Source organism: Arthrobacter sp. V1I7 (genome assembly GCF_030817015.1).
Classification (GTDB): Bacteria; Actinomycetota; Actinomycetes; order Actinomycetales; family Micrococcaceae; genus Arthrobacter.
Window position 1 is genome coordinate 1,361,757 of the sequence record NZ_JAUSYS010000001.1, and the last position, 17,536, is coordinate 1,379,292.

Annotated in this window: 12 protein-coding genes, 1 tRNA gene and 3 pseudogenes; 4 read left to right on the plus strand and 12 right to left on the minus strand. The window is 66.1% G+C overall.

From position 1 onward, the window contains the following. Nucleotides 1-72: 72 nt before the first annotated feature. The 3 genes from QFZ69_RS06420 to QFZ69_RS06430 all read right to left on the minus strand — a co-directional run bounded on the left by QFZ69_RS06420 (nt 73) and on the right by QFZ69_RS06430 (nt 2,575). Entirely contained in the window at nt 73-849 is a 777-nt protein-coding gene (locus tag QFZ69_RS06420; protein ID WP_306916463.1) for an amino acid ABC transporter ATP-binding protein, read from the minus strand. Next, nucleotides 846-1,634 (minus strand): amino acid ABC transporter permease, encoded by a 789-nt coding sequence (locus tag QFZ69_RS06425; RefSeq protein WP_306916465.1) that lies wholly within the window; start codon nt 1,632-1,634, stop codon nt 846-848. Before QFZ69_RS06425 ends, QFZ69_RS06420 begins: the two co-directional genes overlap by 4 nt. Before the next feature lie 80 nt (nt 1,635-1,714). Next, on the minus strand, nt 1,715-2,575 hold the full coding sequence (locus QFZ69_RS06430; protein ID WP_306919620.1) for an ABC transporter substrate-binding protein: 861 nt from the start codon (nt 2,573-2,575) through the stop codon (nt 1,715-1,717). A 193-nt stretch (nt 2,576-2,768) separates the two neighbouring features. Here QFZ69_RS06430 and QFZ69_RS06435 point away from each other — a divergent pair, with 193 nt between their 5' ends. After that, nucleotides 2,769-3,857, plus strand: coding sequence for a LacI family DNA-binding transcriptional regulator (locus tag QFZ69_RS06435; RefSeq protein WP_306916466.1), 1,089 nt, complete (start codon nt 2,769-2,771; stop codon nt 3,855-3,857). 29 nt (nt 3,858-3,886) lie between these two features. Here the strand turns inward: QFZ69_RS06435 and QFZ69_RS06440 are convergent. The 6 genes and pseudogenes from QFZ69_RS06440 to bcp all read right to left on the minus strand — a co-directional run bounded on the left by QFZ69_RS06440 (nt 3,887) and on the right by bcp (nt 12,271). After that, nucleotides 3,887-7,106: pseudogene (locus QFZ69_RS06440) on the minus strand (efflux RND transporter permease subunit). An 81-nt stretch (nt 7,107-7,187) separates the two neighbouring features. Beyond that, on the minus strand, nt 7,188-8,693 hold the full coding sequence (locus QFZ69_RS06445; RefSeq protein ID WP_306916469.1) for a malate:quinone oxidoreductase: 1,506 nt from the start codon (nt 8,691-8,693) through the stop codon (nt 7,188-7,190). Between the two features lie 78 nt (nt 8,694-8,771). Next, nucleotides 8,772-10,445 (minus strand): ABC transporter substrate-binding protein, encoded by a 1,674-nt coding sequence (locus QFZ69_RS06450; RefSeq protein ID WP_373461929.1) that lies wholly within the window; start codon nt 10,443-10,445, stop codon nt 8,772-8,774. A 210-nt stretch (nt 10,446-10,655) separates the two neighbouring features. Then, nucleotides 10,656-11,333, minus strand: a complete 678-nt coding sequence (locus QFZ69_RS06455) for a fasciclin domain-containing protein (RefSeq protein WP_306916474.1) — start codon at nt 11,331-11,333, stop codon at nt 10,656-10,658. Nucleotides 11,334-11,617: 284 nt separating this feature from the next. Next, nucleotides 11,618-11,699 (minus strand) — tRNA-Leu (locus QFZ69_RS06460). Nucleotides 11,700-11,797: 98 nt separating this feature from the next. Beyond that, nucleotides 11,798-12,271 carry a thioredoxin-dependent thiol peroxidase gene (gene bcp / locus QFZ69_RS06465; protein ID WP_306916477.1) on the minus strand — a complete coding sequence of 158 codons (474 nt, stop codon included), beginning with the start codon at nt 12,269-12,271 and terminating at the stop codon, nt 11,798-11,800. An 85-nt stretch (nt 12,272-12,356) separates the two neighbouring features. On the opposite strand from bcp, the gene QFZ69_RS06470 reads away from it, so the two are divergent. Next, nucleotides 12,357-12,848 carry a MarR family winged helix-turn-helix transcriptional regulator gene (locus QFZ69_RS06470; protein WP_373461811.1) on the plus strand — a complete coding sequence of 164 codons (492 nt, stop codon included), beginning with the start codon at nt 12,357-12,359 and terminating at the stop codon, nt 12,846-12,848. Between the two features lie 149 nt (nt 12,849-12,997). Here QFZ69_RS06470 and QFZ69_RS06475 read toward each other — a convergent pair whose 3' ends face one another. From QFZ69_RS06475 to QFZ69_RS06485, 3 genes and pseudogenes are all read right to left on the minus strand, one after another. After that, nucleotides 12,998-13,930 carry an SRPBCC family protein gene (locus QFZ69_RS06475; RefSeq protein ID WP_306916478.1) on the minus strand — a complete coding sequence of 311 codons (933 nt, stop codon included), beginning with the start codon at nt 13,928-13,930 and terminating at the stop codon, nt 12,998-13,000. Between the two features lie 475 nt (nt 13,931-14,405). Then, nucleotides 14,406-14,566: pseudogene (locus QFZ69_RS06480) on the minus strand (carbohydrate kinase); the annotation flags it as partial. Further along, nucleotides 14,529-16,126 (minus strand): annotated as a pseudogene (locus QFZ69_RS06485) (glycoside hydrolase family 32 protein). The pseudogenes QFZ69_RS06485 and QFZ69_RS06480, both read right to left, overlap by 38 nt. 580 nt (nt 16,127-16,706) lie before the next feature. Between QFZ69_RS06485 and QFZ69_RS06490 the strand changes: the two are divergent. Next, complete coding sequence (locus QFZ69_RS06490) at nt 16,707-16,898, plus strand: hypothetical protein (RefSeq protein WP_306916483.1); 192 nt, start codon at nt 16,707-16,709, stop codon at nt 16,896-16,898. 54 nt (nt 16,899-16,952) lie between these two features. Next, nucleotides 16,953-17,354 (plus strand): hypothetical protein, encoded by a 402-nt coding sequence (locus QFZ69_RS06495; protein WP_306999973.1) that lies wholly within the window; start codon nt 16,953-16,955, stop codon nt 17,352-17,354. The last annotated feature ends 182 nt before the right edge of the window (nt 17,355-17,536 follow it).

The window sequence follows — 17,536 nt, forward strand, 5'->3', positions numbered from 1 at the left end:
GCGTGGAGACCCGGCCGGAGATCCCGAAGCCGACGACGGCGGTACGGATGGTGCCGCCGGAAACTGTCCGCATCAGAGCACCTCGGAGAGGAATCGCTGGAGGCGTTCGCTCCGGGGGTTGTCGAAGAGGTCCGCGGGGGAGCCCACTTCGACCACTTCGCCTTCGTCCATGAACACCACCTGGTCTGCGACGCGGCGGGCGAAGCCCATTTCGTGGGTGACGACCACCATGGTCATGCCCCGTTTGGCGAGCGATGCCATCAGGTTCAGGACGCCCTTGACCAGTTCGGGGTCCAGGGCGCTGGTGGCTTCGTCGAAGAGCATGACCTCCGGTTCCATCGCCAGGGCGCGGGCGATGGCGACGCGCTGCTGCTGTCCCCCGGAGAGGTCACGCGGGCGGTGGTCTGCCCGTTCGGCGAGGCCGACCTCCGCCAGCCGGCGCCGGGCGCGTTCCATCGCCTCGGCCCTGGGCATGACTTTGACGCTCCACAGGGCGAGGGCCACGTTTTCCAGTGCCGTGTGGTCCGGAAAGAGGTTGAAGTGCTGGAACACCATGCCGATCCGGCGCCGGAGCGTGTCCGGCTTGACCTCCAGGGCGCTTTCCCCGGCCAGGATCACGTTGCCGCTCTTGGGCTCGTGGAGCCGGTTGACGCCGCGCAGCAGGGTGGACTTGCCCGAGCCTGACGGGCCGATGATGCAGGTGGTGGTCCCCGGCGGAACGGTGACGCTGACGTTGCGGAGCACCTCGACGTCGCCGAAGGCCATGGTGAGGTTCTTCAGCTCCAGGCTGGAGCCGTTGAAGGTCTCGATGTCCGCGGTGGTGGTGCTGGTGCCGGCGTTGGTGCTCATGTGTTGCTCCCGGTGGTCAGCGGCGAGGCCGCGTCGAGTTCCTTGACTTCGTTCAGGCCGCTGCTGGGGGCCGAGGGGCGCCGCTTGCCGGTGCGGAAGCGGTTGTCGAAATGATTCACGAGGTGGGTGAGCGGCACGGTGATGACGAGGTAGAAGATGCCGGCCAGAACCAGCGGGGAGAGGTTGCCGGAGAGGACCGCGGCGTCCTGGCCCACCCGGAAGAGTTCGCGCTCGGAGACCAGCAGGCCCAGGAAGTAGACCAGCGAGGAGTCTTTGACGATGGCGATGAACTGGTTGACCAGGGCCGGCAGGACCCGCCGGATGCCCTGCGGGACGACCACCAGGGCCATGGACCGGGCATAGCTCATGCCCAGGGCGCGGCAGGCTTCGCCCTGGCCCTTGTCCACGCTGAGGATGCCGGCCCGGAAGATCTCGCCGATATAGGCGCTGGCGATCAGGCTCAGGGCGATGATGCCGAGCGGGTAGGGCGAGGGCCCGAAGATCGACTGGCTCAACCGGGCGAAGCCCTGGCCGATCAGCAGGATGGTGAGGATGGCAGGGAGTCCGCGGAACAGGTCGGTGTAGATCCGGGCCGGGATGCGCAGCCACTTGGACGGGGAGATCCCCATGATCGCGACGACCATGCCAAGTGCTACGCCGATGATGGTGGCGGCCACGGAGATGATGAGGGTGTTGAGCAGGCCAACGCCCAGGAGTTGGGGCAGGACTTCGGCCATTGCGGCGAAGTCGAAGAAGGTGCGGATGATGGTGGTGAACCAGTCCATGGTTGCTCTCAGACGTAGTTAGCTGGTGGAACGCCGGGCGGACCGCGCGTGGTGGTCCGCCCGGCCGGAAGCCGGAAGGCCTACTTGCTGGGCGCCGGGGTTGCCGTCTGCTCGGCCTTCGGCAGGTACTGCTCGGGCATCGGGGATCCCGGGAACCACTTCTCGTAGAGCTTCTTCCAGGTGCCGTCTTCCATGGCCGCGGCCAGGCCCTTGTTGAGGGCTTCCCGGAAGGCGGCCTTGTCCTTGGCGACGGCGAACCCGGCCGGAGCATCGAAGGACGGGATGTCGGCGGCGCTGACCAGTCCGTACTGCTCCTGGTAGGCCTTGGCGGCCTCGTAGTCCAGGAAGTGTGCATCCACGGAGCCGCTGTTGACGGCGGAGATGGCGGTGTTGTTGTCGGGGAAGCGCACCAGGCTCGCCGAGGTGAAGTTCTTGACCGCGTAGGCCTCCTGCAGCGTCCCCTGCACGACGCCGAGCCGCTTTCCGGCGAGCCCGTCGGCGTCGGCGATGCCGGAAGTCTTGGTGGTGATGACGGTCAGGTAGCCGGCGAGGTAGCCCTCGGAGAAGTCGACCGTCTGCTTGCGCTTGTCCGTGATGCCGATGGCGGCGACGCCGGCGTCGAACTGGCCGTTGGCGACGGCGGCGAGCAGGCCGGAGAAGTCCTGGCCGGTGAAGACGACCTTGTCCACGCCGGCGCGGTGGGCGACGTCCTTGAAGAGCTCCACGTCGAAGCCGGTGAAGTTCCCCGCGGCGTCGGCGAAGGTGTACGGCTTCGAGTCGCCGAGGCTGGCGACCCGGATCGTGCCCGGCTCGATGAGGCCGTAGGGGTTCTCCGCCGGCGAGGACGAGGCGGAGGAGGTGCCCCCGCAGCCGGACAAAGCCAGGACGGCGGCAACGGCAGCGGCGACGAGCACCCCGGGGCGCAGCTTGTTTCGTTTAATCACAGCGTTATTCCAATCGAGGAGGGACGAGGAGGGGCAGGCGGCCGGTGATACCGCCCGATCTGAAGGGCCGTCGAGGGGGCTCTTGCTGAGTCCGGTCTCAGTCCCTAGGATTGAGACCGGACTCACATCGATTGATAGAAATGTAATCGAAGCCACATCGGGCGTCAAGGGTCTGCTAAGAAAGGTCGTAATGAGTAGCGATGCCTCCCGGCGCCGCGACATCACTGTCGCCGACGTCGCCAAAGCCGCCCAGGTTTCCAAGGCCCAGGCCGCCCGCGCCCTCGGCAACTACGGCGCCGTCAGCGAGGACGTGCGCGAACGCGTGCTGGCGGCCGCCGAGGAGCTTCGGTACCGGCCCAACGAACTCGCGCGCAGCATGAATACGGGAAAGTCGCACACCATCGGGGTGGTGGTCGGCGACATCGAGAACCCCCATTTCGGTCTGGCCACGCGGGGCATCACGGACACGGCGAAGAAGAGCGGGTTCAACGTCATCCTGATCAACACCGACGAGGACACGGCCGCGGAAGTCGACGCCGTCCGGGTGCTCCTGGACAAGCGGGTGGACGGCCTGATCGTGGCGCCGGCGTCGTCGGTGGACACGGCTCACCTGCGCAGCGTCCACGAGTCCGGCCGTCCGCTGGTGCTGCTGGACCGCAAGGCGCCGGGCCTGGCTGTGGACACCGTGGCGGTCGACATGGAGGGGATCTCCTACGAATCCACCAGCTACCTGATCCAGTCCGGGCACCGGCGGATCGCGTTCATCTCCACGCTCAAGACGGAGGACGACTACCGCGACGGCATGCCGCTGGACTCCTCGCAGATCGCGGACCGCCGGGACGGTCTGAAACGGGCCTTCGCGGAGGCAGGGCTGGACCAGCCGGACGATCTGGTCCGGCTCAATGCCGGCGATGCCGAGTCGGTCAAGAAAATTACCCGGGAGCTGTTGCAGCGCCCGGACCCGGCGACGGCGATCATCGCCTCGGACGGCCTCATCGGCCTCAGCGTCGTGGAAGCCATCCATGAGCTGGGGCTGTCGATCCCGGAGGATGTCTCGTTCCTGATGTACGACGACTTTGCCTGGACCCGCCTCACGACGCCCCCGCTGACCGTCATCGCGCAGCCTGTCTATGACATGGGCGTCGCGGCCGCGGCTGCGCTGATCCGGCAGATCGAGGGCCGGAAAGCATCGGCGGCAGCACCGGAATTCACCGCGACGCTGATCCGGCGGGGCTCGGTCAGCGCGCCCGGCAACCGGAGCGGGCGCCCTAAACCGTAACGGCACGCCTCCCGCCGGCCCGGCCGCGGCTAGTGGGAGCCGGTCGGCAGGGGGAGCTCCTCGGCATCGGCGTCCCTCTCGGAGCCGGCTTCCGCGTCGGGCGGGGTGGGCTTGGCCCGGCGGCCGCGCGTGGCCGGGACGGGCGGCGCGGCATCCGCCTTCAGCAGCGCCCGCTTCTCCCGCCGGCCTTCCACCAGCCGGTAGAGCACGGGCACCAGCACCAGCGTCAGGGCCGTGGAGGAGATCAGCCCGCCGATCACCACGATCGCGAGCGGCTGCGAGATGAAGCCGCCGCCGCCGGTCAGGCCCAGCGCCATCGGCGCCAGCGCGAACACGGTGGCCAGGGCGGTCATCAGGATCGGCCGGAGCCGCTGCCGGGCGCCGTGGGTGATGGCCTCGGCCACGCTCATCCCCGGCTCGCCGTTCCGCGGCTTGCGGTACTGGTTGATGAGGTCGATCAGCACGATCGCGTTGGTCACCACGATGCCCACGAGCATCAGCATGCCGATCAGCGACGGCAGGCCCAGCGGCACCCCGGTCACCAGCAGCAGGGCGATGGCCCCGGTGGCGGCGAACGGGACGGAGACCAGCAGGATGAGCGGCTGCACGAGGGACTTGAACGCGGCCACCATGATCACGTAGACGATCGCGATGGCCGCCAGCAGTGCCAGTCCCAGCTGGCTGAAGGACTCCGCCTGCTGCGTCGTCGCGCCGCCGATCGTGGCCGTGACGCCGGGCGGCAGGTCGACGGTCTTCAGCCGGGCCTGGACTTCGGTGCTCACGGCGCCGAGGTTGGAGCCCGACGGCGTGACGGAGACGCGCGCGGTCCGCTGGCCGTTGCTTGCGGTGATGGAGACGGGAACATCCACCTGTTCCACGGCGGCGATGCTGCCCAGCGTCACCGCTCCGGCCGCGGTGGGCAGCGGGATGTTCCGGACCGCGCCGATGCTGGTGAAGCGGGTGCCTTCGCCGATCCGGACCGGGAAATCATTCGTGTCGATGCGGACGGTCCCGGCCGGGACCGGGCTGATGGTGGTCGCCAGCACCGCGGCTACCTGTTCCTCCGTCAGGCCCGCCGCGACGGCTTTGGCGCGGTCCACTTTCACCTGGACGACCGGCTGGCTGGCGGCCAGGTTGGTGGCGACCTCGCTGCTGCCGGGAACCCCGTCGAGGGCCTGGACCAGCGCATCGCTGGCCGTGCGGAGGTCGGGAGTGGTGCCGGCCTTGAGGGTGATGTCGACGGTCGAGGACGTGCCGAAGCCGCCCTGCTGGGAGCCGACGGTGATCGTGCCGGCACCGGGGACGTTGGCGAGCTCGCGGCGGACGGTGTCCTGGAGCCTGCCCTGGTTGGCTTTTTCGTCGGTGACCACGGTGAAGCTGGAATTGGAGGCGCCGGCGGAGAGCAGCGCCGGGAAGCCGGTCTGGGCGTTTCCGGTGGTGACCTGGACATCCCTGATGCCGTCAATGTCCCGCAGCACGGTCTCGACCTGGATGGCGGCGGCACTGGCCTCGGTCAGGCTGGTGCCGGCCGGCAGGGCCTGCCGAACGGTCATGCTGTTTTGGCCGGAGCGTCCGAGCAGGTCGGTGGCCAGCAGCGGGGTCATTGCGGCGGTGCCCCCGAGCACCAGCACGGCCGCGATCAAGGTCGCCACCGGATGTTGCTGGGTCTTGCGGAGGACCGGGAGGTAGCCGCGCTGCAGCAGCGTGCGCTGCTCGGCCTCGTGGGCCTTGGCCGCAACCTCCCGCGCGGAGATTCCCTGGGCGCCGGCTTTTTCGGCCGGGTTCCGCAGGAGCCAGTAGGCCAGGACCGGGACGATCGTGAGCGAGACGAGCAGCGAGGACAGCAGCGCGATGGTCACGGTGAGCGCGAAGGGGCCGGAAGAGTTCCCCGGCGAGGCCGGCGACGAAGGCGATCGGCAGGAACACGGCCACGGTGGTCAGGGTGGACGCCGTGATGGCTCCGGCGACTTCCCGGATGGAGGTCAGGATGGCGGTGATCTTCTGCTCGCCGTAGCTGAGGTGGCGCTTGATGTTCTCGATCACCACAATCGAGTCGTCCACGACCCGGCCGATCGCGATCGTGAGCGCCCCGAGGGTCAGGATGTTCAGCGAGTAGCCGGTGGCCGAGAGCCCGATGAACGTGATCAGCAGGGACAGCGGGATGGACACCGCTGTCACGAGCGTGGAGCGGACGGACATCAGGAACACCAGGATCACCGCGACGGCGAAGCCCAGTCCCAGCAGGCCCTCGGTGGTGAGGTCCTTGATCGACTTCTCGATGAACGGCGCCTGGTCGAAGATCGGCGTGAACGTGGCGTTGGAGCCCAGTTCGGCCTCGAGCTGGGGGATGGAATCCTGCACCGCGTGGGAGATGCCCACCGTGTCGCCCTCGGGCTTCTTGGTGACGGACAGGGCGAGGGTTTCCTTGCCGTTGGTGCGGGTGATCGACGTGCGCGCGTCTTCGGTGATGCTGACGTCCGCCACGCTGCCGATGGTCGCGGCGCTCTTGGTGCCGCCCAGCGGGAGGGCCTTGACCGCGTCGAGCGAGTCGACGGGGCTGCCGATCTGAAGCGAAAGTGTCCTGCCCTGCTCCTCGATGGTTCCGGCCGGGACCAGGGCGCCGCTGTTCCGGAGCGCATTGCTGATCGACGCCAGGGTCGCCCCGGACGCTGCCATGGCGTCGGCGCGGGGGAGGATCCTGATGTGCTGGCTGGCGCCGCCGGTCACTTCGGCGCCGCGGACGCCGTCGAGCTTCTGCAGCCGGGGCACGCTGAGCCTGGCGAGGTCGGCGTTCAGTTCGCTGAGCGGCTTGTCGGAGGAGACGGCCAGGAACACGATCGGGAAATCGCTGATGCTGCCGGCGATGGCCTGCGGCTGGGCGTCGTCCGGCAGGGAGCGTTTGGCGTTGGAGATGGCCCGGTCGATCTGGTTCCGCGCACGGTCGAGGTTCGATCCGTACGTGAACAGCATGCTGATTTGGGAGACGCCGTTGCGCGAGGTGGACGACGTCGACTCCAGGCCCTCGACGCCGTTAAGCGCCGTCTCCAGCGGAGCGCTGATCTGCTGGTCCACGACTTCCGGCGACGCTCCCGGCATCGAGGTGATGACCGTGATCTGCGGGAACTCGACGGACGGGATGAGCTCCTGCTTGAGCGAGGTCATCGTGATCACGCCGAAGACCGACGCGAACACGGTGACCAACGCAATCAGTGCCCGGTTTGCCAGGGACAGCCTTGCGAGCCGGAACATCTCATGGTCTCCTGATGGGTCGACGGAGGTACTTCGAAGGGTGAGATCAAAGCACTGGCGTGCCGCGACCCGGAGAGGGGGTCAGCTTCGTGCGGCGCTGATCGGTTCGAGCTGCAGGGCCCTGGCCGTCTCGGCTTCCAGCCGGGCGGCGAGCTCCGGGTTCTCGTTGAGCTTGACGCCGTAGCCGGGCATCATCTCCTTGAACTTGGACTGCCAGCCCTTGAAGTTCTTCGGGAAGGATTTCCGGAGCAGCTCGATCATGATCGGCACCGCGGTCGAGGCGCCCGGGGATGCTCCGAGCAGGGCGCCGATGGTCCCGTCGCGTCCGGCGATGACCTCGGTGCCGAACTGCAGCACGCCCCCCTTCTTCGGATCCTTTTTGATGATCTGAACCCGCTGGCCGGCCGTGATGAGTTCCCAGTCGCCGTCTTTGGCTTCCGGGTAGTACTCGCGGAGCGCCTCGACCTTGGCACCGCGGCGCTTGGCGACTTCCTTGACCAGATACGCGGTGAGGTCCATGTTGTCCTTGGCGACGGCCAGCATCGGGATGATGTTGGAGGGCCGGATGGACAGCGGCAGGTCCAGGTAGGAGCCGTTCTTGAGGAAGTTTGTGGAGAAGCCGGCGTACGGGCCGAACAGCAGGGAGCGCTTGCCGTTGACGTAGCGGGTGTCGAGGTGGGGTACGGACATCGGCGGGGCTCCCACGGACGCCTGGCCGTAGACCTTGGCGCTGTGCTGGGCTGCCACGTTCTCGTCGGTGCAGCGGAAGAACTGTCCGGACACGGGGAACCCGCCGTAACCCTTGCTTTCCGGGATGCCGGAGGCCTGCAGCAGGTGCAGCGCACCGCCGCCGGCCCCCACGAAGACGAACTTCGCGTGGATCGAGCCGTGCTCACCGGAGCGCGGGTGCTTGAGCGAAAGGTGCCAGCCACCGTCGGAGGCGCGCTTTATTCCACAGACGTCGTGGCCGTAGTTGATTTCCGCACCCTTATCGCCCAGGTACCCGGTCAGCTCGCGGGTCAGGGCGCCGAAGTCGACGTCGGTCCCTTCCGCCGCCCGGGTTGCCGCGATGCGCTGTTGCGGGTCGCGGCCCTGAACGATCAGGGGGGCCCACTTGGCGATCTGGCCGTGGTCCTCGGAGTACTCCATGGAGCGGAACAGCGGGTTCGGCTTGAGCGCCTCGTAGCGGTTGCGCAGGAACTGGGCGTTGGCATCGCCGATCACGAAGCTCATGTGCGGGACCGTGTTAATGAAGCCCTTGGGCGAGCCGATCATCCCGTTGCTGACCAGGTGGGACCAGAACTGGCGGGAGAGCTGGAACTGTTCGTTGATGAGGAGCGCCTTGGAAGGATCCACCGAGCCGTCTTTGGCTGCGGGGGTGTAGTTGAGCTCACACAGTGCGGCGTGCCCGGTTCCGGCGTTGTTCCATGGCCCGGAGCTTTCCAGACCCGGTTCGTCCAGCTTCTCGAACAGGGAGATGGTCCAGTCCGGCTCGAGCTGCTTCAGGAAAGCGCCGAGCGTGGCGCTCATGATGCCGCCGCCAATCAGGACGACGTCGGCATGTTGGGTCTTGGAAATGAAAGTCACAATCAGTCTCCGATAGCAGCGGGTCTGGCTGTCACAGAATATCCCGCACCGCCCACTAACTGAAATTGGGCCCGTCCGTCAAGGCTTTAGTTCGACCTTGGTGAAAACTTCGTTCAGGACCGGTGATGCCGGGTACCTGAGAACACGGTCGGACAGCGCCAGCGCGGAGATCGGGAAGGCAATCGGGACGGCGGGAACGGTCGCCGCGATCTGCGCATTGATGGTCTGGTATTGCTCGGTGCGTTCCTCGCCGTCGGGCAGGCTGCGCGCCCGGGCAATCTTGGAGAAGACCTGGGGGTCCTGGTAGCCGAATTCACCGGACTTCTCGCCGAAGAGCGGACCCACGAAGTTGTCCGGGTCCGCGTACGAACCGTTCCAGCCCAACAGGTGGAGGGCATGGTCGCCGGGGGAGGTGACCTTCTGCAGATACCCCTCGGACCAGTCCACGGGTACCGGCTTGACGTTCAGTCCGACGGCGATCAGTTGCCGGCTGATCTCCGCGTAGACCTTTTCCGGCGTCGGGAGGTAGGGGCGGGTGACGTTCAGGGGGTAGTAGAACTTCAGTTCCTCGCCCTGATAGCCGGCTTCGGCGAGCAGCGCCTTGGCCTCGTCCGGGTTGTGGCCCAGGGACGGGGCGTTGTTGTTGAAGCCGCTGAGCTTCGGCGGGACGAACTGGGTGGCCTGGGCGGTGTTGTCGATGAAGAACCGGCGGATCAGGGTGTCCTTGTCCAGGGCCATTTCGATCGCCTGCCGCACCTTGAGGTTCTGCAGGATCGGGACTTCCTGGTTCATGCCCAGGTACATCACGGAGAAGGGGTCCCGCTGGATGATCTGTTGGCCGCGCTTGACCAGTTGGTCGAAGTTGCCCACCGTGACGGTGTCATAGCCATCGATCTTGCCGTCCAGCAGGGCCTGCATCCGTGTCTGCGGATGATCGTAGGTGACGAAGTGAATGGTGCCGATCTGTCCCTTGTCGGCCCAGTAGTCCTTGTTGCTGGACAGCGTGACGTCGCCGTCGTTCCAGGAGCTGAAGACATAGGGCCCGGTGCCCACCGGGTGCAGCCCGTAGGCGGACACGGCCTGGCCGTCGCGGCTCTGGTTCAGGACGTCGGCGCTTTGGGCGGTGAGGGCCTGGGGCGAGGAGATGGCGAAGGCCGGGAGGGTGAGGGCCTGCAGGAATCCGGTGAAGGGCTGGGTGAGCTCGATCCGGACGTTGTCCTGGGCCAGGGCGGTACAGCCTTTGTAGATGGAGAGCGCGGCCTGGTCGGCGTGCGCCTTGAAGACGCCGTTGAAGCTGGTCCCGGTGGCCTGCTGGCGGAGCGCCTCGGGAAAATTGAACCAGCGGTTGAAGTTGCTGCAGACGGATGCCGCGTCGAACGGGGACCCGTCGTGGAAGGTCACCTGGTCGCGGAGCTTGAAGGTGTAGGCCCTGCCGTCATCGGCGGCCTGCCATTCGGTGGCGAGCAGCGGCGTGGGCTGGCCCGTTGTCTGGTCAACCCCGACGAGTCCTTCCAGTACCTGGCGGGTGATCCGGTAGGACTCCACGTCCGAAACGAGGGCCGGATCGAGGCCGAGCGGCTGCGAGGCCGTGCCGAACGTGAACACCGCGGTGGGGTCGGCGCCGGCGGTGGTTGTTGCAACAGCCGTCGGGGCCGGGCCCGGCGTCGGGGCGCCGGTGCAGGAAGCGAGTGGAAGCAGAAGTAGGACAGCTCCGATACCGGCTGAAATGCGGCGCCAGGCACTGCTGGCCACTGGACTGCTGGGCACTCGTGAATCACCTCTGGGAAACTGGATGGCCCGCCGGCTGCGGACCCGCCCCAGTCTAATTGACGGCCGGGTACCTCAGCTGTCGGACGGCTCCGGGTTACAAACGAAGGCCCGCACCTCCCGGTGCGGGCCTTCGTTTCTCCCGGTTGGTCCAGGGAGTCAAGCTGGAACCGCTGCAGGAGCGCTCGGTGCTGCTTACTTGGGCATCAGAACGGAGTCGACCATGTAAACAGTGGCGTTGGCAGTCTTCACGCCGCCGCAGATGACGCTGGCATCGTCAACCTTGAGGGCGTCCTTGGTGCCGGTGACCGTCACGGAACCGCCCTGGACCGTCTTGTGCGTGCCCACGATCTTGTCCGGGGTGATCTGGCCGGGCACAACGTGGTAGGTCAGGATCTTGCTGAGCAGGGCATCGTCTGTCTTCAGCGTTTCGATAGTGGCGGCGTCGATCTTCTTGAAGGCGTCATCGACCGGGGCGAAGACCGTGAACTCACTGCCGTTCAGGGTGTCCACCAGGTTGACCTTCGGGTTGAGCTTGCCGGACACGGCCGCGGTCAGGGTGGTGAGGATCGGGTTGTTCGAGGCCGCCACGGCTACCGGGTCGAGAGCCATGCCGGAGACGGAGCCGGCACCGCTGGGGACCTGGGCGGCGTAGGCCGCGCAGCCGGCACCGACAAGGTCGGCGGCCGGGTCCATGGCTGCCGGGGAGGAGCTCACGGACGGCGACGGCGCCATGCTGGCGGCCGACGGCGTGGACGCCGGCGCCGGGGTGGTGGAAGCAGGGGTGCTGGAACCGCCACAGGCAGTGAGGCTGAGCATGGCTGCAGCAGCGATACCTGCAACGGCGAAAGTCGTGCGCTTGATGGCCTGCATTTTGGTTTCTCCTTTATTGTGCCGAGCGTTGCCTGCGGCGGACTTTGCCGCTGTGGCCCTTTTCCGACTGGTCGGGCACCGACCCTTGGTTGGTGTCTCAATGGGTATTCGCGGGGTCGGAGGAATCGGATGGGTGGGGGAGTGAAGTTATTTTTCCGGCGCGGGAAAATCCGCTTGGATCCGTGCCGCGGGGCGGCTCCGGCCGGCGGGAGGGGCTGGTTAAACAGCAGGATCCCGGACCTGGGGGTCCGGGATCCTGCTGGTTGGTGCTGTAATGCCTGCTGTGCGCAAGGGGGGACTTGAACCCCCACGCCCGAAGGCACAGGAACCTAAATCCTGCGTGTCTGCCAATTTCACCACTCGCGCTCGGCGCCGCCGTCCTGGTGCGAGGACCGTCGACAGCGGATGCCAGCCTCCATTGTACATTTTGACCGCCCGCCCGGGACGACGCAGGGGTGGTCGGCTTAGGCGTCCACTTTCAGGTCCCGGCGCAGCTTGGCGACGTGGCCGGTGGCGCGGACGTTGTACTGCGCCGCGGTCACTTTGCCGTCCGGGTCGACGACGACGGTGGACCGGATGAGCCCTTCGTAGCTGCGGCCGTAGTTCTTCTTCTCGCCCCAGGCGGCGTAGGCCTCGGCAACGGCGTGGTCCTCGTCAGAGAGCAGGGGGAAGTTCAGGCCCTCGGCGGCGGCGAATTTCGCGAGCTTGCCTACGGGGTCGGGGGAGATCCCCACCACCTCGTAGCCGGCCTGCTGCAGGGACGCGAGGGAATCCCGGAAGTCGCAGGCCTGCTTCGTGCAGCCCGGGGTGGATGCTGCCGGGTAGAAGTAGATCACCGTGCTGCGCCCCCGGAAGTTCCGCAAGCTGACGTCCTCCCCGGTAGAATTTTTCAGGGTGAAGTCCGGCGCCGGGGCTCCGGGAATGAGTCGTTCAGGCAACATATTCTCCTTATGCAGGTGGGGTGTCCCAGCCTAATGAGCCTTGGTGCGGGCGACGAATCCGGCGCTCGCTATACTCATTGGTATGCCTGATATGGATCGCTGGCCCACTGGGCGCCTATTGTCCACGGCGGCACGCCTTGTTGAACACTCCTGGAACGAAAAACTGGGGGCCATCGGGCTGACACACGCCGGGGTCATCGCCATGGAGGTCCTCTCGGTTAATGGACCGATGACGCAGGCCCAACTGGCGCAACTCGTTCGGGTTCAGGCGCAAACCATGGGGAAGACGCTCAGCCGTCTGGAAGCGCATGGACACATCTCCCGGCAGCGCAGCACGTCCGACCGGCGCAGCCACGTGGTCACCCTGACGGACCGGGGACGCGAGGCCGTTAGCGCTGCCGCGGACATGGAGCGTTCCGTGCTCGCCGCAGCCTCGATTGACCCCGACGTCCTGCGGCAGGAACTGCAGGCGGTTGTCAGGGAGCTGGCCACCCGGATCTCCTCGCCGGATGCCAAGGCCGTGGTCACGGCCGCTGATCCGGCCATTGCCGTCGAGGCCACCCACCTCGGCTGACGCCCCGCTGCGACTGACGCCCCGCGGCAACTGCGCCGGCTGGTGAATACCACCGGCCCTCCCCACACGCGGAAACGCCCCCGCCAGCCCGTCTGTTCGGCAGCAGCGTGGGAAGCGGAGGGCGCCCGGTGGCCTGAAAGCCGATGCCCTTACTGCCCGGTGTTACCGGCCGCCAGGTTCGGCGGAATCGTTCCCGGTCCCTTGTCCGACTTCTCTTCGCGTTCGGCGGCGCTGCGGGTGTCGCTGGCGGCGGTACCGTCTGAATCCCCTTCGACGTCCACGAGACCGTTGGTCTGGTCGAAGGGATGCGTGGCGGCGCGGTCGGCGAGCGGTTCGCCCGCGGTGACAGTCGTTCCCGAAGCCATCCCGGCCGGCGGGAAGGCACTTCCTGAGGTTCCGGTCGGCGGCAGTTGCCCCGAGCCTACCGCGCCCGTCCGCGTGGCCTCCCCAGTGTCCTGGACCGGGCTGGTGTCGTCGGTCTCCTTGCCGCGCGTGGCTGCTGCGGCGCCGACGGCAGCGGCAGCGGCCACGCCGACTCCGGCAGCGAGTTTGCCCGACACTCCGGCCTTGCCGGAATCACCGCGGGAGGCGGCGGCGTCGTCGACTCCGGGCGTGCCTACCGATCCCTCAGTGCCTACCCTGCCCCGCCACGCTCCCGAAGCGTAGCCCTCATCTTCAATAAAGCTTTTGAACCGTTCGAGGTCCTTCTCAGCCTGCCGCTCGACAACATTGAGTTTGTCGCCGACACTTTCCACGAGGCCCTCGGGCTCATACTCGAGGACCAGAACTACGGACGTCTGCCCGCCGCCGAGGTCCTCGAAGGTTACTGAGCCGGCGTTGGTGGCCCCCGATGTGGCCGCCCAGGCCACCTTCCGGTCCGGGATCTGCTCGAGGATCCTGGCTTCCCATTGGCGCCTGACACCGGCGATTTCGGCTACCCACTCGAGACGGTCGTCACTGAGCTGCTTGACGCTCTTCACCCCGCCCATGAAATGCGGGAATTCCTCGAACTGTGTCCACTGGTTGTAGGCCGTGTTGACTGGCACGCTAACCTGGATGCGCTTTTCAACCTTGGTGTTCACAACGTCTCTCCTCCGAGTCGATCTATGACCTGGCGAACGATACAAATTCGTCAGTAGGCTTACTATAACCGCCTGATCGATGTGGAACCAGAACGGCCAAAGGTTCATCGGACTACGTGCTCCGCCACGCGGTCTCCGCGTGTCAGGTCTCAGCCGGGGGACGCTCCCGATAAGGTCGTTTCATGGATTCGTCGCCACCTCTGGAGCTGGAAGGGCAACGCTCCATCAACGAGCTGCTCGACGAGCCAATCGGGGACCGTCCCATCCAGCTCGAGCTGCCGATCCCGGGGCGCCTCCGGCCGGCAGTCCGACGGGTTGGCCGGGCGACCGTGAGCAGCGGTCGAGGACGTTAGCAGCCCTCCTCGCGCTGTCAGCCCAGCGCATGACCTCACTCGTTTTCCCCACCGTGGGGCCACCGAGCATCAAAGCGGTCACGGCAGGGGGTTCCCTGACGCTCAAGGTCGAAGTCCTATGAGGCCGAGCCGTCGGCAGCGAGGGTGGCGGGGTGGCGGAGGCTGTGCGGTCCGCTGACTTTGAGCCAGGGAGGAGCTCGACGCCGGCACTGCGGAGGTGGGCTTCGATCGCTGCACCCCGGGGGTCATCCCCGAGTGACGTGAGCAGGGCAGTGGGCACCCCAGGCGTCGTCACCGGACAGCCTGCGGACAACGTTGCCATCTACCAGGAGCTGGGCTTCGAGGAGCTGACCGGAGCCTGCGGCCCGGTGTCCACCGCCCACCAGCATGCTCATGAAGTTCAGGGACACCGTGAACGACGGCGACGTCATGGTCCCCTGCCTGTCGTCACCGGGTGCGCCACCCGTTTCGAACGTGTTGATCCGCTTGGCGCCTATATGGAAGTCGCCGCCGGAGGTGGCGGGCTGGTACTGAGGTGCCAGATCGCCGGTCCCAGACCAGCCCGCGTCGGCCATTGAAGTTCCGTCAGGAACCTCGAAACCATCAAACAGCAACTCGCCGGAGGGCGGAGTGTTGTCCAGCTTGTCCGAGGTGCGGGGGTGCTGGCCACCGCCCACCAGGAAGTTGAGGTAGTCGCTCGCGACCGTGAAAGCGGGGGATTCCGTCGTGCCCAGCGGCCAGTCGCCGTCGTTGAAAGAGTTGATCAGTCCCGGGCCGGTAAAGCCGGTGACGATGTTCTGTCCCGGAAGTGTGCCCGCCGACGGGACGTCGCCGAATGGTCCGTTCTTCCAGTTGCCAGGCTCGTTGTTCACCGTCCAGCCGTTGTAGGTTCCGTCGTTGAAGCCGGCCAGCGGCGTCCCGGCCGGCAGGGCGTCGCTGGCCTCGGTGGACTCGGAAGTGAAGGTGGTGCCGTCGAAGTCGCCCACGAAGTACTGGCCCGCCGATCCGCCGGCCACGCCGCCGGGGTTGATGCTGACCACCATGACCCACTTGGTGTTTGCGGGGTCTCCGTCCACCGCGAGGGGGAACAGATCCGGGCATTCCCAGAGGCCGCCCGTCGCGTTGGCCGGCCCGAACTCGCTCAGGAGCGACCAGTCCTTGAGGTTCCCGGACTTGTAAAGCAGCACTTTGTGGTCGACGGCCTCGACGACGGCCATCACCCAGTAGCCTCCGCCGCCCGGCGAGTCGTACCAGAAGACCTTAGGGTCCCGGAAGTTTGCAGAGTTCCGGTTAGGACCGGATTGGCATCGTATTTCGTCCATGTCTGACCGTCATCCAGGCTGTAGGCGAGCGACTGTGCCTGGAGGCCCCGGTGGGGCGAGGCGTCCTTGTAGGCGCTTGTGAAAACCGCCACCAGCGGCGGGTTCCCGGCCGTCCCGAAACCGGAGGTATTGTCCTTGTCCACCACCACGCTGCCGGAAAAGATGTCCTGCTGGTCATCGGTGGGGATGGCCAGCGGCTGCTCCTTCCAGTGCGTCAGGTCCTTGGACGTGGCGTGGCCCCAGGACATGTTTCCCCACGTGTTTCCGGAGGGGTTGTGCTGGTAGTACAGGTGGTAGACGCCCTTGTGGAAGACCATCCCGTTGGGATCGTTCAGCCAGTTCTGTTCCGGCGTGTAATGGATTGCCGGCCGGTATTGTTCTTCGCCGACGGTGGCCGCAGCCTGCGCCTGCGCGGCGCCTGCCAGTGCCGCCGACAGGCTGAGCCCGGCCAGGGTGAGCGCAGAACACACCCGGATTTTTTTGGATTTGGTGGTCAACATATTTTGGAGGTCGCCCTTCATCGCGCGTGCCTAGTAAATAGACAACGTTGTCAGTGACAGGAACGGTAAGTTATGTCCACAAGACAAGTCAACGAAAGGGGGGCCGGGGCGCGACCGAGCCCCTCGGCGGCCAGAATGGCGGCGTTAGCCCGCATGATCTACATGCAGAGCGAGCAGATGAACAGCTCGTGAGCCGGCGATCTCGGCCGGCTTCCGGAGCCGGAGGGTCTGCCGGAATAGCTAGCGCGTAAATGTCCCTTTGAGGGAATTGGGCAAAAGAAAACCCCGTCCTCACCGGCCGCCAGGCCAGTAAAGACGGGGTTTCCGTTGGTGCACCCCCCGGGACTCGAACCCGGAACCCATTGATCCCGAATAGGGGCAAGTCTTGCATACCCCACACGACCCGCGTATCATCCACAGGCCCCCATGTGAGAACCGCGGAATCTAGGGGTTTTTGCCATATTTTGGCCCATTAAATCCACGGTCACCCCACCGCAATCCCTATGCCCCCATAGGTCACCACGGATTAAAAGACGACTAAACGACGAGTAAATAGGCCCATCCGTTGACAGTAGCCAAGTGTCAACCTAGGGTTGACGTTATGGATGCGAAGAAGAAGCAAGACTCACTGGAAGCTATCCGCTGGCCACTCGAAGCACTCAAGCAGGAGGAGGCTCGCCTGCACGGCTATGTCAAAGTGGCCCGCATAGACGGCGCATCATGGACCGAGATCGGCAAGATCCTAGGCGTCACCCGGCAAGCGGCGCAGAAGCGCTTCGGCAAGCCCTCCTAGCCAAGGCTTCGGACTCCGCTGCGGACGCGCTCGTTTAGGTGGGTAGTATGCTCGGTGATCTTTACTTCTATTTGGGGGTTTCTCTTGAAACGCATTCTCGCGCCGATCGCCATCATCGCCACGCTGCTCCTCGCTGGTTGCAGTGGCCCCAGTAAGGATGCCGACTACAAGGACGTAAACGACTTGGCTACCGCATATAAGCAGGCGGTCGGCGGCGGTATGGACTGCTTCGAAACGAAGAACGACATTCACGACCATGATTGGGTTCAGACGACCTGCGGCCCAACAGCGATCGTGATGATGTTTACATCCGACGCTATCCGCGAAGAGGTCAAGAAGAAGAACCCCCTAGAATCCGGACGGCGCTTTATCCAGGGTAAGAACTGGCTCATCGAGGGTGACCAGTATGAGATCGAGAAAGCGCATGAAGTTCTGGGTGGGGAACTACTCAAGTAGCGACGCCGCCGCGGCCGACGCGCTGGGCTGACACTCACACCTCAAGGCCCTGCACCCTCCCGGTGCGAGGCCTTACCCATGCCCCCAGAAACTCGCCGCCGCCCTAGCCGGGCCTCCCAGCACCGGCATCTGCGCCCGTCGTCTCGGCGATTCCGGAGCGGCATGTCCCACCAACGAAAAAG

Excerpts from the sequence above, each read along its gene's own strand:
- QFZ69_RS06425 (WP_306916465.1), bottom strand. The coding sequence starts at position 1,634 with ATGGACTGGTTCACCACCATCATCCGCACCTTCTTCGACTTCGCCGCA.
- QFZ69_RS06435 (WP_306916466.1), top strand. The coding sequence starts at position 2,769 with ATGAGTAGCGATGCCTCCCGGCGCCGCGACATCACTGTCGCCGACGTC.
- QFZ69_RS06490 (WP_306916483.1), top strand. The coding sequence starts at position 16,707 with ATGGATGCGAAGAAGAAGCAAGACTCACTGGAAGCTATCCGCTGGCCA.
- QFZ69_RS06420 (WP_306916463.1), bottom strand. The coding sequence starts at position 849 with ATGAGCACCAACGCCGGCACCAGCACCACCACCGCGGACATCGAGACC.
- QFZ69_RS06470 (WP_373461811.1), top strand. The coding sequence starts at position 12,357 with ATGCCTGATATGGATCGCTGGCCCACTGGGCGCCTATTGTCCACGGCG.
- QFZ69_RS06455 (WP_306916474.1), bottom strand. The coding sequence starts at position 11,333 with ATGCAGGCCATCAAGCGCACGACTTTCGCCGTTGCAGGTATCGCTGCT.